The sequence below is a fragment of the Bradyrhizobium sp. SOJA106 genome (genome assembly GCF_059448745.1).
Genome location: NZ_CM182549.1, coordinates 187117 through 203903, shown reverse-complemented (window position 1 = coordinate 203903; position 16787 = coordinate 187117). Strand labels below are relative to the sequence as shown.

Here is a 16787-nt window from a genome sequence, read left to right as displayed (position 1 = left end):
AGTCTACAGCACGCCCTTCGCCAGCCGCTTCATCACCTCGTCGAGCTGATCGAGGTTGCGGTAGTTGATCTGGACCGAGCCGCCGGGGTCGCGGTGGTTGACGGTGACCTTGAGGCCGAGCGCGTCGCTGACGCGCTTTTCCAGATCGATCGTGTCGGGGTCCTTGTCCTTGCCTCCGCTGGCGCGCGCCTTCTGCGGCTTGCGCTCAGGCACGCCCTCTTCATGCGCGAGCGCCTCGGCCTGGCGGACGTTGAGGCCTTCCTCGACGATGCGCTTGGCGGCCGCAAGCGGATCGGGCACGCCGATCAGCGCGCGGGCGTGCCCGGCGGTCAGATCACCGCTGGTTATCAAGGCCTGTACCTCGGCCGGCAGCTTGGTCAGCCGCATCATGTTGGCGATGTGGCTGCGGCTCTTGCCGACCACCTTTGCGATGTCGTCCTGGCTGCGTTTGAACTCGTTGGCGAGCGCGTGATAGCCGAGCGCCTCTTCCATCGGGTTGAGGTCTTCGCGCTGCACGTTCTCCACGATCGCGAATTCCAGCGCATCGCTGTCGCTGATGTCGACCGGGACGATCGGCACCTCGTGCAGGCCGGCCATCTGCGAAGCGCGCCAGCGCCGCTCGCCGGCGATGATCTCGTAACGATCCTGCGCGCCCTTGACCGGGCGCACGACGATCGGCTGGATCACGCCATGCTGCTTGATGGACTCGCTGAGCTCCTTCAGCTCGGTGTCCGAAAAGGCGCGGCGCGGGTTGCGCGGATTGGCCTTGAGGAATTCGATCGGCACCTTGCGCTGCGCGCGTGGACGATCGACGTGCTGAGCCTCGCCGCCGACATCGCCGATCAGACTCGCAAGACCCCGGCCCAGTCGCGAACGCGCTTCGTCGGCCATCGCCAGCTCCCTTGGATTCAACTCGAACGCTCCTGCTACTCTGTTGCCGTCATTCCGAGGCGCGCCAAGCGCGAACCCGGAATCTCGATGTTGTTCAAATTCCAATCTCGGGATTCCGGATCAATTCGCGTCCCGCGAATTGTCCGGAATGAGATCGCCTGGCGTCAATGCGTCGTGCGCAGCTCGCGCTCGCGCTGGATCACTTCGGTGGCGAGCCGCAAGTACGCTTCGCTGCCGACGCATTTGAGATCGTAGACCAGCACCGGCTTGCCGTAGGACGGCGCTTCGGAGATGCGCACGTTGCGCGGGATCATGGTCTTGTAGACCTTCTCGCCCATGAACTGGCGGACGTCGGCGACGACCTGGTTCGAGAGGTTGTTGCGCGAGTCGAACATGGTCAGCACGATGCCGTGGATCGACAGGTTCGGGTTGAGCGTCGAGCGCACCTGCTCCACCGTCTGAAGCAATTGCGACAGACCTTCGAGCGCGAAGAACTCGCACTGCAGCGGCACCAGGATCGCGTCCGACGCCGCCATCGCATTGACCGTGAGCAGATTGAGCGAGGGCGGGCAGTCGATCAGCACATAGGTGTAGTCGGCGTCCGGCGAGACATTGTTGTTGAGCGCACTAATGGCGTCGCGCAGCTTGAAAGCGCGGCCGGGGGTGGTGCCGAGCTCGAGCTCGAGGCCGGAGAGATCCATGGTCGAGGGCGCGATGTGCAGCCGCGGCACCGCGGTCGAGACCACGGCTTCGCGCAAGCTCGCTTCGCCGATCAGCACGTCATAGGTCGAGCAGCTTCGGTTGCGGCGGTCGATGCCGAGGCCGGTCGAGGCGTTGCCCTGCGGGTCGAGATCGACGATCAGGACGCGCTCGCCAATCGCGGCGAGCGCCGTGCCGAGATTGATCGCTGTGGTTGTTTTGCCCACCCCGCCCTTCTGATTCGCCAGCGCCAGGATGCGCGGGTGACCTTGCGGAACCACCCCAGCTTCATCTCGGTTTTGTTCTTGCTGCGGCTCGTCAATCACGGTCATCGAAATCCCCACTCAACCCCTGAAGGCCTCACCCGCGCCGTTCAACTGAAGTCAGCTCGACGATCCAGCCATCCCCTGTCCGGCTTTGATGGAGCTGCGGCTGAATATTCCAATATTTAGCGGATTCGGTCAATTCAGCATCTACATCTTGACCCTTGAGAAATAGCGCCTTTGCGCCTTGGTGCAGCAGCGGCTCCGCAAAGCCGATGAGTTGATGTAGCGGAGCCAGTGCACGCGCGGTGACGCAATCGACGGGGCCGGTGATTCTATCCACATTATCCCCGATCTCAGCGAGATGTACGACCCCCGGAGACGTGGTGACGCGAATCGCTTCGCGCAAAAACGCGGCCTTCTTGGCGATTCGCTCGACGAGGTGGACGCTCGCGCCTGGCGTGTTCGCCATGGCGCAGGCGAGGACCACGCCAGGAAAGCCGCCGCCGCTGCCAAGGTCGGCCCAGCGTTTTGCCGATGGCGCGAGATCGACGAGCTGAAGCGAGTCGGCGATGTGCCGGGTCCAGAGGTTTGGCAGGGTCGAAGGCGCGACCAGATTGGTCTTGGCCTGCCACTCGCGGAGTAGCGCGATGTAGCGGTCGAGCCGGTCCTCGGTTTCAGGTGAAACCTGAGCCAGCTTCAGCGCTGCGATCTTGTCGGCGGCGATGGTCGCGTCCAGCGACTGATCGTTGGCGCTGGCCTTGTCGATCTTCGGTCTGGCCGGCAGAGGCTCGCCCCGGCGAGCGGCGCCCTCACCCGCTCCGGGTCGTCGGGATAGCGGTCTGTCCCCGCCCGGTCCGCGCTGTTTCACGTGAAACGCCTATGCGATTGCCTTGGAGCTCTTTCGCGCCTCACGGCGGAGATAGGCCGCCAAGATGCCCAGCGCCGCCGGCGTCATGCCGTCGATCCGGCCGGCCTGGCCGACCGTGAACGGGCGGGCCTTCTCCAGCTTGGCGCGGACCTCGTTGGAGAGACCTGGGACCAGCTTGTAATCGACCTCCGACAGCACCATTCCTTCGTCCCGCCGGAACGCCTCCACGTCGGCGCTCTGGCGCTCCAGGTACACATCGTATTTGGCATCGATCTCAAGATGGGTGGCGATCACGGGATCAATCGCGGACAGCTCCGGCCAGATCGCACGGACTTGGCTCCAGCCAATCTCCGGATAGGCCATCAGCTCGAAGGCTGAGCGGCGCTGGCCGTCCCGGTTCAGGGACAGCCCGTGCTTGATCGCCTCGTTCGGAGTGATCGTCAGCGACTTCGACAAGATCCGAGCCGCGTTCAGAGCGTCCATCTTGGCGCGGTGATGCTGGGTCCGGGCACTCCCGACACAGCCCAGAGCGATCCCCTTTTCGGTCAGACGCTGGTCGGCGTTATCCGCCCGCAACGTCAACCGGTACTCGGCGCGCGAGGTGAACATCCGATAGGGCTCCGTGATCCCGCGGGTGACGAGGTCGTCGATCATCACGCCGAGATAGCCGTCAGCACGATCGAACACGGTCGGCGCCGCGCCACTGGCGGCGAGCGCGGCGTTCAGGCCGGCCACGATGCCCTGCCCGGCGGCTTCCTCGTATCCGGTGGTCCCGTTGATCTGCCCGGCCAGGAACAGGCCACGCAAGCGCTTGGTCTGGAGGGTCGGATCGAGCTCGCGGGGATCGATGTGGTCGTACTCGATGGCGTAGCCCGGCCGGACCATCTTCACCCGCTCGAGGCCGGGGATACTGGCGAGAATTGCGAGCTGGACCTCCTCCGGCAGCGAGGTGGAGATGCCATTGGGATAGACGGTCGTGTCGTCGAGCCCTTCCGGCTCCAGGAAGATCTGATGGCCGTCGCGATCGCCGAAGCGGACGATCTTGTCCTCGATCGACGGGCAATAACGCGGTCCCGAGCTCTTGATCTGGCCGGAGTACATCGGAGAGCGATGGACGTTGGCCCGGATCACCTCATGGGTTGCGGCCGTGGTCCGGATAATCCCGCACTGGATCTGCGGGGTCGTGATCCGCTCGGTCATGACCGAGAACGGCTCCGGCGGCTCGTCCCCGGGCTGCATTTCGACTGCTGACCAGTCGATCGTGGTGCCGTCCAGACGCGGCGGCGTGCCAGTCTTGAGCCGTCCCAGGGTGAAGCCCGCGCGCTCAAAGGACGCCGAAAGACCCATCGCGGGGGCTTCGCCAACCCGTCCGGCGGGCCAATTCTTCTCACCGAGATGGATCAGACCACGGAGAAAGGTGCCGGTGGTCACGACAACGGCCCCTGCCCGAACCTCCCGGCCGTCTGCCAGGCGCAGCCCGATCACCCGTCCCTCGACCACGATCAGCTCGTCGGCCTCGCCTTCGATGACCGAAAGACCCTCGGTCTCCCGGATCGCGGTCTGCATCGCCGCCGCATAGAGCTTCCGGTCGGCCTGGGCCCGGGGACCACGGACAGCGGGACCCTTGCGACGATTGAGGACACGAAACTGGATACCGCCGGCATCGCTCACCCGGCCCATCAGGCCGTCGAGAGCATCGACCTCGCGAACCAGATGGCCTTTGCCAAGACCGCCAATGGCGGGATTGCAGGACATCGCGCCGACGGTGGCGAAACGGTGCGTCACCAGAGCGGTCGTCGCGCCCATCCGCGCAGACGCAGCCGCGGCCTCGCAGCCGGCGTGGCCGCCGCCAATCACGATGACGTCGAAGCGCTCTCGCTCTGTTCGCATAAGCGGACTTCTAGCTCAGAGGTGGGAAAGCCGGAAGTAGAAACTCAGAGCTGGTGTTTCACGTGAAACAGGCGGGGCCCGGGGGCCAGAGCGTTTTTTGAAAACAACCCCATGCACAGTAGGCGGAGCGCTGAACGGATGGCTGTTTCACGTGAAACAACCCGGGTTCTGTCCAAGGGCAGGCAAAACCAGGTAGCGCCGCAACGCCAGGTCTCGACACCGCCACCGTCATCGCGAGCGTCGCTAAGCAAATTCAGCGTGCCTCGGCGAAGGCAGCCTCGATTGTGTCGTCGCAAGAGCTCCTCGCCAATGTCGGCGATCGGGCGAGATTGGGCAGAGACTCGCTCGCATGAGACGTCCATGGATGGGCGCGCCGTGTTTCAAGTGAAACACAAGCAATGGAACAAGGACTAGTTCTAGAATGAAGCACTACTTTCCGATACAGAACTTCTGGAAAATGGCCCCGAGGACGTCCTCGACGTCCACCCGGCCCAAGAGCCGGCCGAGGGCGTAGGCGGCGGAACGAAGCTCTTCGGCGGCGAGCTCCTCGCCCTCTTCTACAAGCTCCAGACTCCGGCGCAAGCCGTCTCGCGCCTGGATCAGCAGCTCGCGCTGACGCGCCCGGGTCACCAGGGCGCCCTCGCTGGTTCCGAAGAACTCGGCAGCGAATTTGACGAGCGCATCGACCAGGGCCGGGATGCCATCCCCGCGACTGGCCGAGATGGCGAACTCGCCCGGCGGCGCAACTCCGAACCCGAGGTCGATCTTGTTGCGCACGATCCAAACGGAGCTGTCTGGCTGATGGTCGTCTCCGGATGTCCGAAGTGCCCGCAGCGACTTCGGATCGGCGGCCTGCTCAGCCTCCACCAGCCACAGCACGAGGTCGGCATCTTCCGCCCGCGCCCGCGCCCGGCGCACGCCCTCCTGCTCGACCGGGTCATCCGTCTCGCGAATGCCGGCTGTGTCAATGACCGTGACCGGATAGCCGTCGAGATCCAGCTGCACCTCGATCACGTCACGCGTGGTGCCTGCATGCGGCGAGACGATCGCGACCTCGCGGCGCGCGAGCTGGTTCATCAGCGTCGACTTGCCGACATTCGGCTCGCCGGCGATCGCAACCACAAGGCCGTCGCGCAGGCGTTCAGCATGGCCCTGTGCCGCAAGAGCGTTTGCAATTTCATCGTGCAGCGCCCTGATCGCCTGCACCGCCGGTGCCATCAGCTCCGCCGGCACATCGCCCTCGTCAGAAAAATCGATGCCGGCCTCGATCAGCGCCGACGCCTCGATAATGCGCTCGCGCCAGTCGCGCGCGCGATGGCCGAGCAGGCCCTCAAGCTGACGTAGCGCCTGGCGCCGCTGACGGTCGGTGTCGGCGTGGATGAGATCGTCAAGGCCTTCGGCTTCGGTGAGATCGAGCTTGCCGTTCTCGAACGCGCGCCGCGTGAACTCCCCCGGCTCGGCCGCGCGTGTATTCGGAATTAGCGAAATAGCGGCGAAGAGCGCGGCCAGTACCGCGCGGCCGCCGTGGACGTGGAATTCGGCGATGTCCTCGCCCGTCGCGCTGCCCGGCCCTGGAAACCAGAGCACGACCGCGTCGTCGATCGGCTCGCCCGCGTGATCCCGCAGCAGCCGTCGGCTGGCCTGTCTCGGCGCCGGCAGCCTGCCCGCGAGCGCCGTCACAACTGCGCCGGCTTGCGGGCCCGAGACGCGCACCAGCGCGATCGCACTCGGCGCACGGCCGGACGACAGCGCAAAGATGGTCTGGTCTCGCGGATGCATAGCCTATTTGTCCGGCTGGCAGGGAAAAGGCAAACGGCCCGTTTCGCGGTGTCGACCGCCACAATTTGCTGCGCTTTCGACCGCAGCAATGGCCCTATTGCAGCGCAATCCAAACGCAGCACTTTGCTGCAAAACTGTTCCGCCTCGGAGCAGCTCTGTTGGCTAGACTCAACGATTACGTAAATGCATCAACAGCTTCTGGCAAAGCCAGATTTGTACCGCGGCTACCCGCCATGCTGCACTTTTCCCGCAGCATGACCGCACAAACAAAAGGCGCCCGAAGGCGCCCCCTGATCTCTTGTTGCACCGCACTCAGGTGTTCATGGAGTCGAAGAACTCCGAATTGCTCTTGGTTGAGCGCAGCTTGTCGAGCAGGAAGTCGATCGCGTCCATCGTGCCCATCGGATTGAGGATGCGGCGGAGGACGTACATCTTCTTAAGCACCTGCGGATCGGTGATGAGCTCCTCCTTGCGGGTGCCGGAGCGCGAGATGTCGATCGCCGGGAAGGTGCGCTTGTCCGAGACCTTGCGGTCCAGGATCAGTTCAGAGTTACCGGTACCCTTGAACTCTTCGAAAATGACTTCGTCCATGCGGCTGCCGGTATCGACGAGCGCGGTCGCGATGATGGTGAGCGAGCCGCCCTCCTCGATGTTGCGGGCGGCACCGAAGAAGCGCTTCGGGCGCTGCAGCGCGTTGGCGTCGACGCCGCCGGTCAGCACCTTGCCGGATGACGGCACCACGGTGTTGTAAGCGCGGCCGAGGCGCGTGATCGAATCGAGCAGGATCACGACGTCGCGGCCATGCTCGACCAGGCGCTTTGCCTTCTCGATCACCATCTCGGCGACCTGGACGTGACGCACCGCCGGTTCGTCGAAGGTCGACGACACGACCTCGCCCTTCACCGAACGCTGCATGTCCGTGACTTCTTCCGGACGCTCGTCGATCAAGAGTACGATTAGATAGCATTCGGGATGATTGTGCGTGATCGAGTGCGCGATGTTCTGCATCAGCACGGTTTTACCGGTGCGCGGCGGCGCGACGATCAGCGCGCGCTGGCCCTTGCCGATCGGGGCGACGATGTCGATCACGCGCGCAGACAGGTCTTTCCGCGTCGGATCGTCGATTTCCATGCGGAAACGCTGATTCGGAAACAGCGGCGTGAGGTTGTCGAAATTGACCTTGTGCTTGGCCTTTTCCGGGTCCTCGAAATTGAGCGTGTTGACCTTCAGCAGCGCGAAATAGCGCTCGCCCTCTTTCGGGCTGCGGATGTGACCTTCGATGGTGTCACCGGTGCGCAGGCCGAAACGGCGGATCTGCGAGGGCGAAACGTAGATGTCGTCAGGGCCCGGCAGATAATTCGCGTCGGGCGAGCGGAGGAAGCCGAAGCCGTCGGACAGAACCTCGACGACGCCTTCGCCGACGATATCGGTCTCAGCGAGCGAGAGCTGCTTGAGGATGGCGAACAGCAGCTCCTGCTTGCGCATGGTGCTGGCGTTCTCGACCCCATTCTCTTCCGCGAACGAGACGAGCTCGGCCGGCGTCTTCGACTTGAGGTCCTGGAGTTTGATTTCCCGCATTGGGGTGGTCCTGTGGGGTAACCTTAGGGAGAGGGGGTGCGAGGAGGCTCTGAAATGCGGACGTGAGAAGGTAAGGTCCGCAGGTCTGGCAAGGAGAGTGCCGGTGAGGCTTCAAACCTGATGCGGTGTCCGGCTTCTGGAAAGCTCAGACACAACCACATCCGCCTGCGTTGGGTGGGATGTCGATAATATAGAAAATCGCTTCCGGCTCCGCAAGACGAACCGCTGAGCGAAACGTCGCGCGGCTGCCTAGAACGGCTTCACGATCACCATAATGACGATGATAATCATGAGGGCGGTCGGCACCTCATTGATAATCCGATAGAATTTCTGGCTGCGCGGGCGCCGGTCGGCGGCGAAATCCTTCACCCAGCGGGAAAAAAAGCCGTGGACCGCGGACATCGCCAGCACCAGTGCCAGTTTTACGTGCAGCCAGCCGAAGGTGAACCAATGGCCGGACCAGGCGAGATAGAGCCCGGCGAGCCAGGTGACCATCATGGCAGGGTTGATGATCGCCTTGAGCAGCCGGCGTTCCATGATCTTGAACGTCTCGGACTGTTTGGAGCCGATCTCGGCCTCGCAGTGATAGACGAACAGCCGCGGCAGATAGAGCATGCCCGCCATCCAGGAGATGACGGCGATCACATGCAGCGCCTTGATCCAGAGATAGACGTCTTCGAACATGCTCTGCGCCCGGATTGCTGCCCAGCCGAGGGAAGGCTGTGGATAGTAAGAACTCGTTAAGGTCTTACCCTGCACACATATCCGTCCGTAGCGCCTTCCTCAAATCTAGAATCTTAGATTCTTAAAGGTTTGAGTCTGAGTGACCGTGGATTGGACTCACGCAATACCGTCCGCCGGTTCGCGCGCGCTTGTTCACATCCATCAACATGTCCCGGCGAGCTCTGGTGACTTTCGATAAGTCGGCCAGCTTCAAAGGCTTGCACGTTTCCGTCGGCAGCTTATCAAGGGGGTTGTCCGCGCAATCCCGCTTCCGTGCGGCCTGGGCACCTGACTTGTTCTGACCGGCGGCGGTGTGAAGAAAATTGGCACTTGTCCCGCCCCCGGTGTCGCGCATCCCTTTCCGAGCGGTTAAGCTCCACAGAAATCCACAAACCGCCCCAACGCAATTCAAAGGGTTTTTGTGCCGACCTCGAACAACTATTTCCATCTGCACCTCGTTTCCGACTCGACCGGTGAGACGCTGATCACCGTGGCGCGCGCCGTCGCTGCCCAATACGCCAACGTGACCCCGGTCGAGCATGTCTACCCGCTGGTGCGCAGCCAGAAGCAGCTCGACCGTGTGCTCGACGAGATCGAGGAAGCGCCCGGGATCGTGCTGTTCACCCTGCTGGAGAAGGATCTGGTCGCGAGGCTCGAGGACAAGTGCAAGGCAATCAATGTTCCGAGCCTGTCGATCATCGGCCCGGTGATGCAGCTGTTCGAAGCCTATCTTGGCGCTGCGACCACGGGCCGCGTCGGCGCCCAGCACGTCCTCAACGCGGAATACTTCAAGCGCATCGACGCGCTGAACTACACGATGATCCATGACGACGGTCAGCATGTCGAAGGTCTCGATGATGCCGACGTGGTTCTGGTCGGCGTGTCCCGCACCTCCAAGACGCCGACGTCGATCTATCTCGCCAATCGCGGCATCCGTACCGCCAACGTGCCGCTGGTTCCCGGCATTCCCGTGCCTGAGCAACTTGAGAAACTGACACGGCCGCTGGTCGTCAGCCTGCACGCGACGCCGGAACGCCTGATCCAGATCCGTCAGAACCGCCTGCTCTCCCTGGGCGCCGATTCCGGCAGCGACACCTATACCGACAGACAATCGGTCACCGAGGAGGTCGCGTTTGCGCGCAAGCTCAGCGCCAAACATGATTGGCCCTTGCTGGATGTGACGCGCCGCTCGATCGAGGAAACCGCGGCAGCGATCATGAAGCTCTACAGCGATCGCCAGCGCAACCGGCCGTCGGAATAATGGCTCTCTGGCGCGGCACATCTCCATTGATCCTGGCCACGCAAAGCAGCGCGCGAAAGATGCTGCTGGCGAATGCCGGGCTCGCATTCGAGGCCGTCACTGCCGATATCGACGAGCGCGGCATTCAGGCGGCGTCCAACCTTTCGAATCCGCGCGAGATCGGCCTGCTGCTGGCGCGCGAAAAGGCGAAGGCGGTCTCGGCCCATCGTCCGGGAAGCTATGTGATCGGCGCCGATCAGACGCTGGCGCTTGGCGATCGCCTCTTCAACAAGCCTGCCGGCCGCGCCGAGGCGCTGGCGCAACTGCGCGATCTCGCCGGCAACAGCCATGAGCTGAATTCGGCCGTGGCCGTGGCGCATGACGGCAAGATCGTCTTCGAGGATGTCTCGGTGGCCTGCATGACCATGCGAAAAATGACCGATGCTGAACTGTCCGCCTACCTCGACGCCGCCGGCGACGCCGTCACCACCAGCGTCGGTGCCTATCAGCTCGAAGGCCTCGGCATCCACCTGTTCGAACGCATCGAGGGCGACCATTTCACCATTCTCGGCCTGCCGTTGCTGCCGCTGCTTGCGTTCCTGCGGCGCGAACGGTTAGTTGCGGTCTAAATTTCAAGAATGGCTCGGCGCTGATGCGGATCCTCGGACTGACCGGCTCGATCGGAATGGGCAAATCCACCACCGCAAAATTGTTTGCGGAGGCCGGTGTGCCCGTCTACGACGCCGATGCCGCCGTCCACCAGCTCTATGAAGGTGAGGCCGCGCCGGCCATCGAAGCAGCCTTCCCCGGCACCACCGTGAACGGCAAGGTCGACCGGACAAAGCTGTCCGCGCGCGTGGTGCATGATCCCGCCGCGATCAAGCAGCTCGAGCAAATCGTCCATCCGATGCTTGGCGCGTCCCGGCAAAAATTCTTTGCCGATGCGGAGGCGGCCAAGGCGCCGGTGGTGGTTTTGGATATCCCGCTGCTGTTTGAGACCGGCGGCGAGAAGCGCGTCGATGCCGTGGTCGTGGTCTCGACCTCGCCGGAACTTCAGCGCGAGCGGGTGCTGGCGCGCGGCACGATGGACGAGGCCAAGCTCGACGCGATTATTGCCAAGCAGACGCCCGATGCCGAAAAGCGCAGGCGCGCCGATTTCGTGGTGGATACGTCACACGGACTTGAACCCGTGCGGGCGCAAATCGCGCACATCCTGGCCGAGGTCGGTAAGATGCCGCAGCGGCGAACCTGATTCGCCGTCCCACCAGGCACCTCAATTTCATGCGCGAAATCGTTCTCGACACCGAAACCACCGGCCTTGATCCGCTCCGTGGCGATCGCCTGGTCGAAATCGGCTGCGTCGAGATTTTCAACCGCATGCCGACGGGACAGACCTATCACGTCTATATCAACCCTGAGAGGGACATGCCGGCGGAAGCCTTTGCGGTGCACGGGCTGTCGGCCGAATTCCTGTCGACCAAGCCGCTGTTCCACGAGGTGGTCGATGCGTTTCTGGAGTTCATCGGCGATGCGCCGCTGGTGATCCACAACGCCTCGTTCGACATCAGCTTCATCAATGCCGAGCTCGACCGCATCAAGCGCGCGGCGATCCCGCGCGAACGGCTGGTCGATACGCTACTGCTGGCGCGTCGCAAGCATCCCGGCGTGTCGAACCGGCTCGACGATCTCTGCTCGCGCTATTCGATCGACAATTCACACCGCACCAAGCACGGCGCGCTGCTCGACGCCGAGCTTCTGGCCGAAGTCTATGTCGATCTGGTCGGGGCGCGGCAGTCGCAGCTGCTGCTGGCGTCGGAACCCGAGGAGATTCGCATCAGCACTTCTGGCGACGCCCCGCGACGGCAGCGGCCGGTGCCGCTTGCGCCCCGGATCTCGGACGCCGAGCGCGAGGCCCACAAGGCCTTCATCGCGACGCTCGGCGAGAAGGCAATCTGGAACGAGTACCTCGCCGCTCCGGCCGCTGTTGCGGCCGGTTAGGCTCGCTCATCAGGCCTGACCGGTCTGTCCGCCCTGGGCGGCCATCTGCCGTTCCATGTTCTGGCGATAGAGACCGACGAAGTCGACCGGATCCAGCATCAGGGGCGGGAAGCCGCCGTCGCGCACGGCGGTCGCGATGATCTCGCGAGCAAACGGGAACAGCAGGCGCGGGCACTCGATCATGACCAGCGGATGCAAATTCTCCTTCGGCACGTTGGTGACGCGGAACACGCCGGCATAGGCGAGCTCGAACGAGAACATGATCTTGCCCGCCGACTCGGCCTTGCCTTCGACCGACAGCGTTACCTCGAATTCGGTTTCGCTGAGATTGTTGGCGCTGACATTGATCTGGATGTTGATCTGGGGCGGTTGGCTCTGCTGCTGGAGCGAGCTGGGGGCGTTCGGATTTTCGAACGACAGGTCCTTGGTATACTGTGCCAGAACGTTGAGCTGGGGAGCCTGGGCCGCCTCGGGAGGGGTGCCGTTACCGTTGGTCATGAAAGTCTCTCCTTACCCGATTGGGGCTGAATTTCGCGGCGGTTGGCTAACATAGGCCCGCCTCGTTCCACAAGGACGAACGGCGCCGGATGGCGTATCCGGGGCCGCGCCCACAACTGTGACGCTCGGCCCGGCCTTTTGGCGAAATTGCGCCTTAAATGATTGAAAATGCGCGATTTCCGGGCACGATCGGGTTTCCCCTTAAGCATAAAACGCGCTACACTCGCCGCTGTGCCAAAAGGCGCCATTGGCCGGGCAAGATTCCGTGCCTACATCCCACGGACCGACGCGGACCCAAAATGGTGATGTAGACTTGCCGTTCCCGTATGGAACGGTCTACTGGCCGGATCGATTTTCCCGGCGACGATCCTGAAGACTCTTCTAGAAGACCAGAAAGCGAATACGACGTGGACATCTACACCATCATCTTCCTGGCGCTGGCGGTCTTTATCTTCCTGAGGCTGCGCAGCGTGCTGGGGCAGCGCACGGGCAACGAGCGGCCGCCGTTCGACCGCAACGCGCTCCAGGGCGCCCAGGACAAGAACGTCGTGACCATGCCGGGCAAGGTGATCGACCAGGCCCCGCTGGCGCCGGCGGCCGAGCCGGCCCCGCCCTCCGATCGCTGGAAGGGCCTGACTGAACCGGGCACCGCACTGGCCCAGGGTCTCGACGCGATCGTCGAGAAGGATTCGACCTTCGACCCGCGCCATTTCATCTCGGGGGCCCGCGGCGCCTACGAGATGATCGTGCTGGCTTTTGCCAATGGCGACCGCCGCGCGCTGCGCGACCTGTTGTCGTCGGAGGTCTATGAGAGCTTCGACGCCGCGATCAAGGAGCGCGAGAAGAACGAGCAGAAGACCGAGACGCGGTTCGTCTCGATCGACAAGGCTGAGCTCGTCGGCGCGGAGCTGCGCGACCGTACCGCCCAGCTGACCGTGCGATTCGTCTCGCAGATGATCTCGGTCACGCGCGACAAGACCGGCAACATCGTTGACGGCAGCGCCGACACGGTGGCCGACATCACCGACATCTGGACTTTCGCCCGCGACACCACCTCTCGCGATCCAAACTGGAAGCTGGTTGGCACCGGAAGCGCGAACTAGGACCGTTCTGAAGACTAGCGCGACGGCGCTTTGCGCAGCTGCCGTCGCGCTATCGTCGTTTTCGCTCGGCGCCGAGGCGGCGCGGCGCCACTATCGCAGCCATCACCATCATCTCCCGCAACTGCCCGCCGCCCCGCCGCGGGCTCTGCCCTATCCGCAGCTTCCCCTGCCGTTCGAGATATCAGGCGCGCAATATCTGCCGGTGGCCTGGGCCGATGTGAAGGGCTGGAGCGAGGACGATCATCTCGCCGCCTACAAGACCTTTCGCGCCAGCTGCAAGTCGATCAATGCGCAGACTGGGGCGCCTGAACCGAAGGCACTGGGGGCCTCGCTGAACGAACCTTGTCGCGCCGCCAAATCGCTCGACCTCAGCGACGACGCGAAAGCGAAAGCCTTCTTCCAGCAGAATTTCGTAGCCCTGCGCATCTCCCGCTTGGGCGAGCCCGACGGTTTCGTCACCGGTTATTACGAGCCGGTGCTGGAGGGATCGCGCACGCAGACCGACGTCTTCAACGTGCCGGTCTATCGCCGCCCGTCGAACCTGTTCGTGCGCGGCTACAAGCAGGATTCGATCAGCCTGCCCAACAAGGGGCCGGTGTACCGCAAGATCGGCCGCCGCAAGCTCGTGCCCTATTACGACCGCGGTGAGATCGAGGACGGCAAGATCGCCGGCCGCAGGCTCGAGATCGCCTGGCTGAAGGATCCGACCGATCTGCTGTTCGCCCAGATCCAAGGCTCGGCGCGGATCAAGTTCGATGACGGCGGCACCATCCGGCTCAACTATGACGCCTACAACGGCTATCCCTACACGGCCGTCGGTCGCATTTTGATCGAGCGCGGCATCATTCCGAAGGAAGAGATGTCGATGCAGAAAATCAGGGAGTGGATGGCGCAGAACCCCGACGGCGCCAAGGAGCTGCGCCGCCAGAACCGCTCCTACATCTTCTTCCGCGAGGTCAACCTTTCCGACAAGGACGAGGCGGTCGGCGCGCAAGGCATTCCGCTGACCGCGGGGCGCTCGATTGCGGTCGACAAGTCGCTGCACGTCTACGGCACGCCGTTCTTCATCGAGGGCGAGCTGCCGATCGATTCCGAACGCTCGAAGACGCCGTTCCATCGTTTAATGATCGCGCAGGACACCGGCTCGGCGATCATCGGCCCGGCGCGCGCCGATCTCTACTTTGGTGCCGGCCAGGAGGCTGGTCGGGTGTCGGGCCGGCTGCGCCATCCCATGCACTTCGTCATGTTGGTGCCGAAGAGCATCGATCCTGCGGTGCGTGCGGCGCGGCTGCCGGTGCCGGATCCCAGGCCGTCGGAGAAAATCGCAAAGCTGTTTCCGCAAACTGGGCCCGCGAAGGATTCTGCCAAGGGCGCGCCTGCCGCTGCCGCAACGCCGGCGAGAAGCGAGACGGTAGCCGTTGCTAACCCCGTCCCGCTGCCGGTGCCGCGTCCCGTGATCGAGCCCGTGCAGGAGCCGCGGCGGCCGATGAAGAATCGGCTCCACAGGCAGCAATGAAGCGATCGTCCCGTCCGCCCGTGCTGGAGCCTCGTCCCTCGCCGCGCCGCCGCGCGCTGAGCGAGGAAGAGCGCGAGCTGTGGGATCTCGTCGCCAAGCACGTCAAGCCACTGCGCAAGCATCGCGCGCCAAAGGCGCCGATCGCGCCGCGCGCGGAGCCTTCGCCTGCGCCGGTGGCGCGACCTGCGCCATCACCGCGGCCGATCGCGGCTGCGCCGGCGCCGCGCGTGGCAAAACCGGTGATGCCGCCGCTGGCACCGCTCGGCAAGCGCGAGCGCGCAAAACTGTCGCGGGGCCGCAGCGAGATCGAGGCGCGGCTCGATCTGCACGGCATGACCCAGATGCGCGCCCATCGCGCCCTCACCGGCTTCCTGCACCGCGCGCATCAGGACGGCCTGACCTTCGTGCTCGTCATCACCGGCAAGGGCCGAAGCGGCGGCGAAAGCGGCGTGCTGCGGCGGCAAGTGCCGGAATGGCTGAGCCTGCCGGAATTCCGCGCCTTGGTGGTCGGTTTCGAGGAGGCCGCGATCGGCCACGGCGGCGAGGGGGCGCTGTATGTGCGGATCAGGCGGGCGAGATCTTAGAACGGCCGGACGATTCCGACGCGCGGGATCAGGGTGAGGACCAGGCCGAAGATGTTGGTCTTCCTGTCGTCCGACGGGATCAGGGCGGTGTCGCGCGCGGCGGGCAGCGTCTTGACCGCGTGCAGGATCAGGAACATGCAGACCGCCCAGTTCGACATCCAGCGCGAATAATCGAACACCATCGCGAACATGACGAGATAGCCGAGGCCGATTCCGATCAGCGCCGCGATGACGAGACGCCGGTGCAGCTCGTTTGCGAGCGCGGCGATCAGGCTCGCAAAATAACGCCACACCGGCGTGTGCAGCCAGAGCAGCAGCGCGAATACGGGCAGGCCGAGGCTGTTGTGCGGCAGCCATGCCCAGGTGTCGGACACTTCCTTCGACAGCGGCTGGTACCAGATGTAGCTGAACTGGAGCAGGCTGGTGCGGGATGGATCGGCCATCCGGCTCTTCAGATAGGCCAGGAAGTCCGCCTCGGGGACCGGCATCGTTCCCAGAAACTGCGCCGCGAAGAACAGCGCGCTCACACACAGCAGCGCCGCAAAACCGAATGCGAGATTCGTTCTGGTGATGCCGTGCGCGAGATAGTGCCTGATCCCGACGATGGTGATGATCGTCGGCACATACATCAACAAATGGATGTGGTGGATCAGCACCAGGATGATCGCGAACAGCGTGGCTGCTGCGACGAACAGCAGCGAACCGGCCGGCATCAGCAGCAGGACGAGTGCGAACACGCAGCCATAGATGTCGAAATGGCCGAGCGTGTGCATGAAGTTCTTCAGGAAATACGGCGAGCCCGCGATCAGCACGAACAGCGGCAGCGTCTTGTTCGAGAAGCCGAACGTTCTCTGGAACAGCCTGAGGAACAGGCCGAGCGTCACCAGCCACGCCGCGCCTGAGATCGCGAACACCAGCCACACCGGCACCCTGTCCGTGAACAGCGCGACAATCGCACCGATCAGCGCGCGCTTGATGAAGCCGAAATGGTAGTCGACGAGAAGGTGGATATAGGGAACGTAAGGCGGCAGCAGGATCTTGTGAATGAAGACGCCGACAAACACCGCCGCGTTGATCGCGAGCAGCACGCGCCAGGGGTTTTTCTGGAGGTCAGCGAGCACGCGGCACCTGCGGCGCGTCAAACTCCGCCGTCG

At 63.8% G+C, this 16787-nt stretch carries 16 protein-coding genes; 7 read left to right on the top strand and 9 right to left on the bottom strand.

What is annotated here, in order from left to right:
* Positions 1-3: 3 nt before the first annotated feature.
* The 7 genes from AC5V87_RS00970 to hemJ all read right to left on the bottom strand — a co-directional run bounded on the left by AC5V87_RS00970 (position 4) and on the right by hemJ (position 8655).
* A complete protein-coding gene (locus AC5V87_RS00970; protein WP_456841739.1) occupies positions 4-891 on the bottom strand; it encodes a ParB/RepB/Spo0J family partition protein in 888 nt (295 codons plus the stop codon).
* 164 nt (positions 892-1055) lie between these two features.
* A complete protein-coding gene (locus AC5V87_RS00965; protein WP_495369727.1) occupies positions 1056-1922 on the bottom strand; it encodes a ParA family protein in 867 nt (288 codons plus the stop codon).
* A 28-nt stretch (positions 1923-1950) separates the two neighbouring features.
* Positions 1951-2592 carry a 16S rRNA (guanine(527)-N(7))-methyltransferase RsmG gene (gene rsmG, locus AC5V87_RS00960; RefSeq protein WP_495372019.1) on the bottom strand — a complete coding sequence of 214 codons (642 nt, stop codon included), beginning with the start codon at positions 2590-2592 and terminating at the stop codon, positions 1951-1953.
* Positions 2593-2733: 141 nt separating this feature from the next.
* On the bottom strand, positions 2734-4614 hold the full coding sequence (gene mnmG, locus AC5V87_RS00955) for a tRNA uridine-5-carboxymethylaminomethyl(34) synthesis enzyme MnmG (protein WP_495369726.1): 1881 nt from the start codon (positions 4612-4614) through the stop codon (positions 2734-2736).
* Between the two features lie 429 nt (positions 4615-5043).
* Complete coding sequence (mnmE, locus tag AC5V87_RS00950) at positions 5044-6393, bottom strand: tRNA uridine-5-carboxymethylaminomethyl(34) synthesis GTPase MnmE (protein ID WP_495369725.1); 1350 nt, start codon at positions 6391-6393, stop codon at positions 5044-5046.
* Positions 6394-6705: 312 nt separating this feature from the next.
* The gene (rho, locus tag AC5V87_RS00945) at positions 6706-7971 is read right to left on the bottom strand and encodes a transcription termination factor Rho (protein WP_011083462.1); all 1266 of its coding nucleotides are present in this window, start codon (positions 7969-7971) and stop codon (positions 6706-6708) included.
* 249 nt (positions 7972-8220) lie between these two features.
* Entirely contained in the window at positions 8221-8655 is a 435-nt protein-coding gene (gene hemJ, locus AC5V87_RS00940; protein ID WP_456841735.1) for a protoporphyrinogen oxidase HemJ, read from the bottom strand.
* A gap of 460 nt (positions 8656-9115) precedes the next feature.
* On the opposite strand from hemJ, the gene AC5V87_RS00935 reads away from it, so the two are divergent.
* From AC5V87_RS00935 to dnaQ, 4 genes are read left to right on the top strand one after another with little or no spacing between them, the layout of a single operon-like run.
* The gene (locus AC5V87_RS00935; protein WP_456841734.1) at positions 9116-9955 is read left to right on the top strand and encodes a pyruvate, water dikinase regulatory protein; all 840 of its coding nucleotides are present in this window, start codon (positions 9116-9118) and stop codon (positions 9953-9955) included.
* Positions 9955-10563, top strand: coding sequence for a Maf family protein (locus AC5V87_RS00930; protein ID WP_495369724.1), 609 nt, complete (start codon positions 9955-9957; stop codon positions 10561-10563). Before AC5V87_RS00935 ends, AC5V87_RS00930 begins: the two co-directional genes overlap by 1 nt.
* Positions 10564-10586: 23 nt before the next feature.
* The gene (gene coaE / locus AC5V87_RS00925; protein WP_495369723.1) at positions 10587-11186 is read left to right on the top strand and encodes a dephospho-CoA kinase; all 600 of its coding nucleotides are present in this window, start codon (positions 10587-10589) and stop codon (positions 11184-11186) included.
* 29 nt (positions 11187-11215) lie between these two features.
* Positions 11216-11932 carry a DNA polymerase III subunit epsilon gene (dnaQ, locus tag AC5V87_RS00920; protein WP_495369722.1) on the top strand — a complete coding sequence of 239 codons (717 nt, stop codon included), beginning with the start codon at positions 11216-11218 and terminating at the stop codon, positions 11930-11932.
* 9 nt (positions 11933-11941) lie between these two features.
* Here dnaQ and secB read toward each other — a convergent pair whose 3' ends face one another.
* A complete protein-coding gene (secB, locus tag AC5V87_RS00915; RefSeq protein WP_456841731.1) occupies positions 11942-12430 on the bottom strand; it encodes a protein-export chaperone SecB in 489 nt (162 codons plus the stop codon).
* Between the two features lie 407 nt (positions 12431-12837).
* Between secB and AC5V87_RS00910 the strand changes: the two genes are divergently transcribed.
* The 3 genes from AC5V87_RS00910 to AC5V87_RS00900 are packed head-to-tail and all read left to right on the top strand — an operon-like array spanning position 12838 to position 15633.
* Positions 12838-13533, top strand: coding sequence for a Tim44/TimA family putative adaptor protein (locus tag AC5V87_RS00910; protein WP_456841730.1), 696 nt, complete (start codon positions 12838-12840; stop codon positions 13531-13533).
* Positions 13511-15049 (top strand): murein transglycosylase A, encoded by a 1539-nt coding sequence (gene mltA, locus AC5V87_RS00905; protein ID WP_495369721.1) that lies wholly within the window; start codon positions 13511-13513, stop codon positions 15047-15049. Before AC5V87_RS00910 ends, mltA begins: the two co-directional genes overlap by 23 nt.
* A complete protein-coding gene (locus AC5V87_RS00900) occupies positions 15046-15633 on the top strand; it encodes a Smr/MutS family protein (protein ID WP_495369720.1) in 588 nt (195 codons plus the stop codon). Before mltA ends, AC5V87_RS00900 begins: the two co-directional genes overlap by 4 nt.
* Here the strand turns inward: AC5V87_RS00900 and AC5V87_RS00895 are convergent.
* Positions 15630-16754 (bottom strand): hypothetical protein, encoded by a 1125-nt coding sequence (locus AC5V87_RS00895; protein ID WP_495369719.1) that lies wholly within the window; start codon positions 16752-16754, stop codon positions 15630-15632. The two genes, AC5V87_RS00900 and AC5V87_RS00895, sit on opposite strands and share 4 nt — an antisense overlap.
* Positions 16755-16787: the final 33 nt, after the last annotated feature.

Coding starts and splice junctions, on each gene's coding strand:
- AC5V87_RS00900 (WP_495369720.1), top strand. CDS start 15,046: ATGAAGCGATCGTCCCGTCCGCCCGTGCTGGAGCCTCGTCCCTCGCCG.
- rho (WP_011083462.1), bottom strand. CDS start 7,971: ATGCGGGAAATCAAACTCCAGGACCTCAAGTCGAAGACGCCGGCCGAG.
- AC5V87_RS00930 (WP_495369724.1), top strand. CDS start 9,955: ATGGCTCTCTGGCGCGGCACATCTCCATTGATCCTGGCCACGCAAAGC.
- secB (WP_456841731.1), bottom strand. CDS start 12,430: ATGACCAACGGTAACGGCACCCCTCCCGAGGCGGCCCAGGCTCCCCAG.
- coaE (WP_495369723.1), top strand. CDS start 10,587: ATGCGGATCCTCGGACTGACCGGCTCGATCGGAATGGGCAAATCCACC.
- AC5V87_RS00965 (WP_495369727.1), bottom strand. CDS start 1,922: ATGACCGTGATTGACGAGCCGCAGCAAGAACAAAACCGAGATGAAGCT.
- AC5V87_RS00970 (WP_456841739.1), bottom strand. CDS start 891: ATGGCCGACGAAGCGCGTTCGCGACTGGGCCGGGGTCTTGCGAGTCTG.
- mnmG (WP_495369726.1), bottom strand. CDS start 4,614: ATGCGAACAGAGCGAGAGCGCTTCGACGTCATCGTGATTGGCGGCGGC.
- dnaQ (WP_495369722.1), top strand. CDS start 11,216: ATGCGCGAAATCGTTCTCGACACCGAAACCACCGGCCTTGATCCGCTC.
- mnmE (WP_495369725.1), bottom strand. CDS start 6,393: ATGCATCCGCGAGACCAGACCATCTTTGCGCTGTCGTCCGGCCGTGCG.
- hemJ (WP_456841735.1), bottom strand. CDS start 8,655: ATGTTCGAAGACGTCTATCTCTGGATCAAGGCGCTGCATGTGATCGCC.